Consider the following 8,054-nt stretch of genomic DNA (forward strand, 5'->3'; position numbering starts at 1 on the left):
TGCGAACAATGCAGGGAACCGCCGTTCGGCACCGATTGGAAGGCCGTTGAGTCGGAGGTTAAGAACGAGCACGCGCGCGGGGGACAGGGCCGCTTCGCTCCGGGGCTGCCGTCAGTCGGAGATGCGGCGATGTTGTTCCTGCTGCACGTGGCCTCGAAGATGCGCGACGTCGACGAAACTGGTCGTGGTGGCAAGGCCGGCATCGTCCTCAATGGTTCGCCGCTGTTCAACGGCAGTGCGGGGTCGGGTCCCTCAGAGATCCGGGGTCACATGCTGGAGAGCGACCTCGTCGAGTCCATCATCGCGCTGCCGAGCGACATGTTCTATAACACGGGTATCGCAACTTACCTGTGGATCCTTTCGAACGCAAAGCCCGACGATCGGAAAGGCAAGATCCAGCTCATCGACGCCACCGGTTTGGGCTCGAAGCTGCGCAAGTCCATTGGCTCCAAGCGGGTCGAGATCTCGGAGAAGAACTGCGAGGCGATCGTTAAAGCCTTCGCCGGGACTCAGAACGAGGACGACACGTCCGCTGTGCCGGTGAAAGTATTCTCAAACCGTGACTTCGCCTACTGGACGGTCACGGTCGAGCGTCCGCTCCAGTTGCGTTTCCAATGCACCCCCGAGACGATCAGCGCCGTGACCGAGCACAAGACGCTCGGCAAGATCGATGGACTCGTCGAAGCGCTCGAGGCGTTCGGTGACGAGGCGTACCTCAACCGCGAGAAGTTCAACAAAGAGCTCGGCAAGCACCTCGGTGATCAGGGGCTCGTCCTGACCACTGCACAGCGCAAGACACTATGGCAGTCTCTCGGAGTCAACGACAAGACTGCCGACTACTGCCGTGTCTCAACGGGGAAGAACAAAGGTGACATCGAGCCCGACCCGGCGCTGCGCGACACCGAAAACGTTCCCTTTGGTTGGGGTGGTCATCCCAAGACGCATGAAGCACTTAAGGAGACTGGACAGGCGTACTTCGAGGCCGAGGTGAAGCCCCACGTCGACGACGCCTGGATCGACTGGAACAAGACAAAGACCGGCTACGAAATCCCGTTTACCCGGCACTTCTACACCTACGAGCCTCCAAGGCTATTGGCGGAGATCGACGCCGATCTTGAGCGCGTCGTCGGCGAGATTATGGAGCTGCTCCGCGAGGTGGAGGCGTGAGTAATGCCGCTACTTCCCCTATGTCTTGGATCGCCAATACGCCTTCTCGATGGACAGTTGCTCCGCTAGGTACCCATTTCGACGAACGTATTGAGACTGTTAGCGATTCTGACTTCCCGCCGCTATCGGTGACGCGAGGGGGCGTGGTTCCCCAAATGGAGCACGTGGCGAAGACTGATAACAACGCGCACCGCAAACTTGTTCGCATTGGTGACTTTGCGATCAATTCACGTTCGGATCGCAAAGGCTCGGCTGGCCTATCAGAACTAGAGGGTAGTGTTTCGGTCATATACACAGTGCTAACACCAAGGGCTTCGCTCAACGGTCGGTTCGCTCACCACCTGCTTCGTAGTACAGCGTTCCAGGAAGAGTTCTACCGCTGGGGAAGTGGCATTGTTGCTGATCTTTGGTCAACGAGGTACTCGGCCATGAAACGTATCCCGCTTGCGCTCCCACCGTGCGACGAGCAACGGGTCATCGCCGACTACCTAGACCACGAAACCGCCCAGATCGACGCGCTCGTGGCCAAGCAAGTGGAGTTCATCGGGCTGTTGAGAGAGCGACGTGTGTCTGTAGTCCGTACCGAAACTTCGCAATTTGAAGGACCTTATCGCATTGATAAAATAGGCCGTTCTACGAAGGTAGGTAATGGCTCTACTCCGAAACGTGATGTCGAAGCCTACTGGACAAGTGGTGATGTGCCGTGGCTGACTTCATCAGCGGTTAATCTGCCTGTGGTCAATTCTGCGGATCAATTTATTACGGAGCAAGCCGTACGAGAATGCCATTTGCCTGTCGTCAATCATGGCGATTTGCTTATCGGATTGATTGGACAAGGTCCTACCCGAGGCAAGACGACGATTTGCCGTATTCGGGCGACTCTAAGTCAGAACTTGGCATATATCGCACCGGACAAGAATAAATGGCTCTCAGAATACCTACTTTGGGCTCTTCGGGCTACTTACTCAGAAATTAGGCAGAAGGGTGCAGAGAGCGGAGCAGCACAGGGGATGCTGAATACAGATGACATTCGTCGAGTACGGATCGCCATGCCATCGATCCCCGAGCAAAAAAGGATCGTTGCGCAGCTAGAAAAGAAAACGTCCAGCATCGACGCACTGATCGCCAAAGCTGTGGAGCACGTCGCGCTGGCGAAGGAACGCCGTGTAGCGTTGATCACGGCAGCAGTGACCGGACAGTTCGATGTACGCACAGCACGGAAGGGGGCCTGAGGACGATGTCATCACCTGACGGCACACGCGAAGAAGCGTTTGAGACCGAGATCGCCGAATACCTGGCGGCGCAGGGCTGGGAGTACAGCGAGAACGACCGGGGATACGACACTCAGCGCGCGGTCTGGCCTGAGGACATCCACTGGTGGCTAAGCGAGACGCAGCCTGATGAGTACGCGAAGGTAGTGCGCGCCGGCACCGGTGCCGAAGCCGCGGACCGCGAGGCGCTGCTCTCATCCCTCGTGTCCCGTCTGGACACGCCGATGAGCTCGGGAGGCGGCACGCTGAACATGCTGCGCCGGAAGTTCTCCCACACCCGCGGAGCGACTGCGCACCTGCGGATGTGCCAGTTCAAGCCGGCCGCCACTCTGAACCGCGAGGTCACGGAGAACTACCGCAAGGTGCGACTGCGCGTGGTCCGCCAGGTGCACTTCTCCCCGAAGCGAGGGGATTCCCGGTCGATCGACCTCGTATTCTTCGTCAACGGCCTGCCGGTGGCAACCTGTGAGCTGAAGTCGTTCTTCAAACAGGAGTGGCGCAGTGCGGTGAGCCAGTACAGCAAGGACCGGAGCCCCGCGGGTCAGCCGCTACTCGGCTTCGGTACCCGTGCGCTCGTGCACTTCGCGGTGGACGATGACCAGGTGCACATGACCACCAAGCTCGACGGTGAGAAGACCTACTTTCTGCCCTTCAACCGCGGGCACGAAGATACCGGCGCGTCCGGCAATTCTGCCAACCCTGAGGGCGCTGCCACGTCGTACCTGTGGGAGCAGATCCTGCAGCGTGATAACTGGTTATCTATCCTTGGCTCCCAGATCTTCCTCAAGACCGAAGCCGACGAGGATCCGGCCACCGGCAGGATCAAGCGCTCCACGGCGCTGATGTTCCCGCGCTACCACCAGTGGCGGGCCGTCAATCGGCTCGTCCACGAAATTGCCGAAGAAGGGCCGGGACATCGGTACCTCATCGAACATTCCGCCGGGTCAGGCAAAACCAACACGATCGCCTGGACGGCGCACCGCCTCGCACGTCTGCACAACGCGTCGAACACGAAGGTGTTCGACAAGGTCCTGATCGTCTCCGACCGCCGGGTACTGGACGCCCAATTGCAGCAGGCGGTCGAGCAGGTCGACGACACCGTAGGCACCGTCGCCGTCATAGACTCCGCTGCTGTGCGCCGCTCCGGCGGTTCGAAGTCGCGGGCATTGCTGGATGCGCTGACCGGGTCTGCCCTCATCGTGGTCGTGACGATCCAGACCTTCCCGTATGTCAAGGGGTTGCTGGAGACGACGCTGGGCGACAGAAACTTCGCAGTGATCATCGACGAGGCCCACACCTCGCAGTCCGGCAAGACCGCTGCAGACTTGAAGAAGGTTCTCACCGACGGTGGACAGCTCACCGACGAAGAGGAATTGGACAGCCAGGACGTCGTCAACCAAGTGGTGGAGGCCGACGTCGCGAGGGAACAGCAGATCGCCGCCGAGACCGCCGCACGCGCAGGAGCACGGAACGTGTCGCTGCTGGCGTTCACGGCTACCCCGAAGACCAAGACCAAGGCCCTGTTCGGGCGTAACAACGACGAAGGCTTGCCTGTGTCGTTCGACGTGTACCCGATGAGGCAGGCGATTGAGGAGGGTTTCATTCTCGACGTGCTACGCGGCTACCAGACCTACAAGACCGCCTTCGAGATCGAGCAGCATGATGACAACGGGATCGTCACCAGCATCACCGCCGGTGGGACCGACGAGAGCGAAGACCTGCTGGTTGACCCGAAGGTCGCAACACGCAAGATCATGCGATTTGCCAACCTGCACCCGTCCAACGTCGGGCAGAAGGTCGAGATCATAATCGAGCACTTTCGCGCCAATGTCGCCCACTTGCTGGACGGGCATGCGAAGGCCATGATCGTCACCGGCTCGCGCCAGGCAGCAGTGCGGTACAAGGTCGAGACGGACAAGTACCTGAAGCAGAAGGGCTACGGATATCAGTCTATCGTCGCCTTCAGCGACAAGATCAGCGACGAGGAATACGGTCTGGCCGACGTGACCGAAGCGACGATGAACCCCGGGCTCGGCTCGGATCTGGCGCGCGAGTTCCGGCGGCCCGAATACCGGCTGATGCTCGTCGCCGACAAGTTCCAGACTGGCTTCGACCAGCCGCTGCTGTGCGCGATGTACGTCGACAAAAAGCTGCCCGACGTGCATGCGGTGCAAACCCTCTCTCGGCTGAACCGCACTTACCGCGCTGCATCGGGCGAGCTGAAGAATCGCACCTACGTGCTCGATTTCGTCAACGACCCCGAAGAAATCCGTGAGGCGTTCCTGCAGTACTACACTGAGGCGCACGTCGAGACGGCCACCGATCCGAACCTCGTGCACCGGCTGGCAACAAAGCTTGCCCAGACGCGGATCTACACGCCGTCCGATGTCGAGCGGTACGCCGAAGCGTGGTGGTCGCGGACGCAGTCGCACGCAGCACTAGCGGCAGCGGTAACTCCGGCGCGGGACGAGTATGTCAACCGGCGGACAGACGCCTCGGATCAGCATGACAATCAAGCTCTTGATGAGCTGCGCACATTCAAGAAGGACTGCGGTTCGTACGTGCGCCTGTACGATTTCATGTCCCAGGTTGTGGACTTCGCTACGAGTGATTTAGAGAAGCTTGCGGAGTTCTTACGCCAGCTGATACGCATTCTGCCCAGCGAGGATCAGGGTGGGGATGTCGACGTATCAGGGTTGGAACTACGCAGGGTCCGGCAAATAAAACAGGGTGCTGTGGATATCGGATTATCCGGCGCCCTGAACACGCCGTCCTTGCCAGGCATTACCGGCGTTGGAACCCATGTTGCAAATCAGGATCCGCAGCAAGAGCTGCTGTCCGAGATTGTAGCCAGAATCAACGTGTTGTTCGGTGCTGAGTTTGCTGATCCACAGATCGAGGGCTTCGTGGTCGCGGCTGCCGGCATGGCCGGGGACGATCCGCGTATCGCCGATCAGATCGACCACAACGCGCTCGACCAGTTCATGGCCTCCCCGGAGCTGCGGGAGACACTCACCGATGCTGCGGTTCTCAACGAGGGTGCCTTCGGCAAGCTTACCGGTGCGCTCACCGGGGAAAGCGATCGAGCCGACGATTTCATCCGGCTTATCGGAACGTACCTTTATGAATCACGCCGGCTGCGCACGATGAAAGATCTGGATAACGAGGAGACTGCATCTTGAAGCAGCAACACCCCGCTGTTAGTTATGCTCTTCGCCAACCCGCTGGTGAGCCGTATTCGTATGATGACCGAAGCAGATATGGCCTTGAAAACACTACAAGCCTGTCCTTGGCGCGCGCACTTGCAGTGGGGCTTCTAGCTCGATTGGATTCGAATCAAAGGACCCTGAACATCTGGGATCCTGCAGCCGGATCGGGGTTCGCAGGGCATCTCCTTGCCGAGGCTCTTCGGTCGACGAGCACGGAAGTCCGATATCGAGGTCAAGAAATCAATGAGGCCGCGGCGTCCGCGACTCGTCTCAGGTTTGAGGCACATACCGATGCCGATGTAGCTGTTTGCGATTCCCTTGGGGAAGACGCTTTCAAAGATTTCGTCGCGGACTTGATCATCGTGGATGCCCCATGGGCGATGAGCTGGGGGCGCTCGCTTCCGGCCGTGAAGGATCGGCAACGTCACGGCGAGTTCCGCTTTGGTCTTCCGCAGCAGAATGACAGCACATGGCTCTTCATTTCGCTGGCACTTGAGAAACTGCGGCCGGCGCGAGAAGGCGGAGGCCGCGTCGCCGCACTTGTGACGCCGAGCGCGTTGAGCTCAAGCGGCAAAAGCGCGTGGGTCCGGCAACGCATCGTTGAAGAGGGACTCCTCGAGTCGGTGACGAGGCTTCCTGACGGGCTGGCCCTCAACACATCGATACCCCTCTATCTGTTGACTTTTACTAACGCGAAACCTCCGTCTGGACATCAGAGAGCAATGATCGCTGATTTGCAGACGCTGTTTAGCACTGAGGCTCGTCTCCGTTCTATGCCAGTCTCCGCGTTTCAAGAATTCGAATCGGGACTGCGAACTGGGAAACCGGGGCCACGTAACCGTATGATCAGTACCCGTCAGTTCATTAGGCGCGACGCGCGACTGCTGCGACATACACGCAACGGTGAATCACTTACGTGGAGCATTGCATCACACAAGGACACCCCGATTGATGAACACCTTTTGGATGCCCGCTATGGTCCGGGCGCGGAGGTATCCATGAAGGGTGACTCTACGGTGATCTTCGACCTTGACCCAAACAGATTTTTCGGAGACGATTCGCGCGCAGTCCTTGCCGATATGGAAGCGAAAAATTGGCCCACTCGACGGCTCAGCAGCATGCTGGCGGCGGCACCGGTGCTACATAACGCAACAGAACGTCAAACCGACGCAGTGAGTCTCTTCGTGCCGACTACGGCGAAGGGGCTTGTTTCATCAACACCCGAAGGTGTTGGATCTACCGGTCGAATCTTAGCGATCGAACTTGACGACCATGCAGTTCAGCCGGAATTTCTGGTTGCCTGGCTCAACTCTGACCAAGGACGGGCCAGTCGGCAGTTAGCGCTGGACAATAGTGCTTGTGGAAGCCACTTCAAAGCGGTCCGCTCCGACACAGGGTCTCTGATGCGGTGGGCCGACGAACTTCTGGTTCCTGTGCCAGAGGTCAATGTACAACTTGGTTTGGCATCTGCAGACGAACAGCTTGGGTCGTTCCAAGCCGATCTGAACAGGTTTCGTGAAAGCATTTGGACTGTGCCGGACAACGCCGAAGATGTCGTGGGCAGGGTGGCTTCCGCCTTTAACGACTCTTTGACAGCTTGGGCGGAACAACTCCCTTTCCCTATTGCGTCTGCGCTTTGGACTGCTGAAATCGCCAAAACGCCCATCGAACAGCAGCGTGCCTACCTCCACGCCTGGGAGGCAATAGTGACTTTCCACGCGACTGTGTTGCTTTCTGCCTGCCGCAGTGATCCTGGCAACAGTGTTGAGATTGAATCTTCAATTAGGAAGACGTTGCAAGATAACCGTCTTGGGGTTGAAAGAGCTTCCTACGCGACTTGGGTGGTCATAGTCGAGAAAGCCTCGAAGGAGCTACGCCGAGTACTCGAGGACGGAGACTCCGACGATGTCGCGCGCATAAGACGTGCCTTCGCCGACCTTGGCCGGGGAGCTATTGAACGTCTCATTTCGACGGACATCGTCAAGAAGTTCAAAGACCTCAACCGCAAGCGCAATCGTTGGTCGGGTCACACAGGCTTTCTGTCGGAGCAGGAACTGAAAACTCAGGTCGAATCCCTTATTGCAGATCTTCGCGATCTACGCGGACTCCTAGGCAACGTGTGGTCGCAATTGTTGCTCGTTCGGGCTGGCGGTGCCGATCGAAGCGCAGACGGATACCTTCAAAGCGCTGAAGTTGTAGTCGGCACACGTTCACCATTCGCCGCAAAAGACTTCAACGTTGGCGACATGATGATGAAGGGTGGGCTATATCTTGTACGTGATGGGGCTCAGTCTCCGCTGCCGCTAAGCCGATTCGTGCAGTTGCGGGGAGCACCAGACAGTGCCCAGTTCACGAGCTATTTCTACAACCGGTTGGAAGGGGCCAGCCGGAAATTTTCAAGTCAAGT

4 protein-coding genes are annotated in these 8,054 nt (G+C 58.5%); all 4 read left to right on the forward strand.

Translation table 11 applies throughout. The features are described from left to right. Positions 1-1,167: N-6 DNA methylase (locus tag CIK74_RS06965; protein ID WP_170947783.1), on the forward strand; the 1,167-nt coding region annotated here is incomplete at its 5' end. Beyond that, positions 1,164-2,399 carry a restriction endonuclease subunit S gene (locus CIK74_RS06970; RefSeq protein WP_096255063.1) on the forward strand — a complete coding sequence of 412 codons (1,236 nt, stop codon included), beginning with the start codon at positions 1,164-1,166 and terminating at the stop codon, positions 2,397-2,399. The genes CIK74_RS06965 and CIK74_RS06970, both read left to right, overlap by 4 nt. Positions 2,400-2,404: 5 nt before the next feature. After that, a complete protein-coding gene (locus CIK74_RS06975; RefSeq protein WP_096255064.1) occupies positions 2,405-5,620 on the forward strand; it encodes a DEAD/DEAH box helicase family protein in 3,216 nt (1,071 codons plus the stop codon). After that, a partial coding sequence (locus CIK74_RS06980; RefSeq protein WP_096255065.1) for an N-6 DNA methylase occupies positions 5,617-8,054 on the forward strand: 2,438 nt, incomplete at its 3' end. The genes CIK74_RS06975 and CIK74_RS06980, both read left to right, overlap by 4 nt.

Source organism: Glutamicibacter sp. BW77, from assembly GCF_002332285.1.
GTDB classification, from domain to species: domain Bacteria; phylum Actinomycetota; class Actinomycetes; order Actinomycetales; family Micrococcaceae; genus Glutamicibacter; species Glutamicibacter bergerei.

Excerpts from the sequence above, each read along its gene's own strand:
- CIK74_RS06975 (WP_096255064.1), top strand. The coding sequence starts at position 2,405 with ATGTCATCACCTGACGGCACACGCGAAGAAGCGTTTGAGACCGAGATC.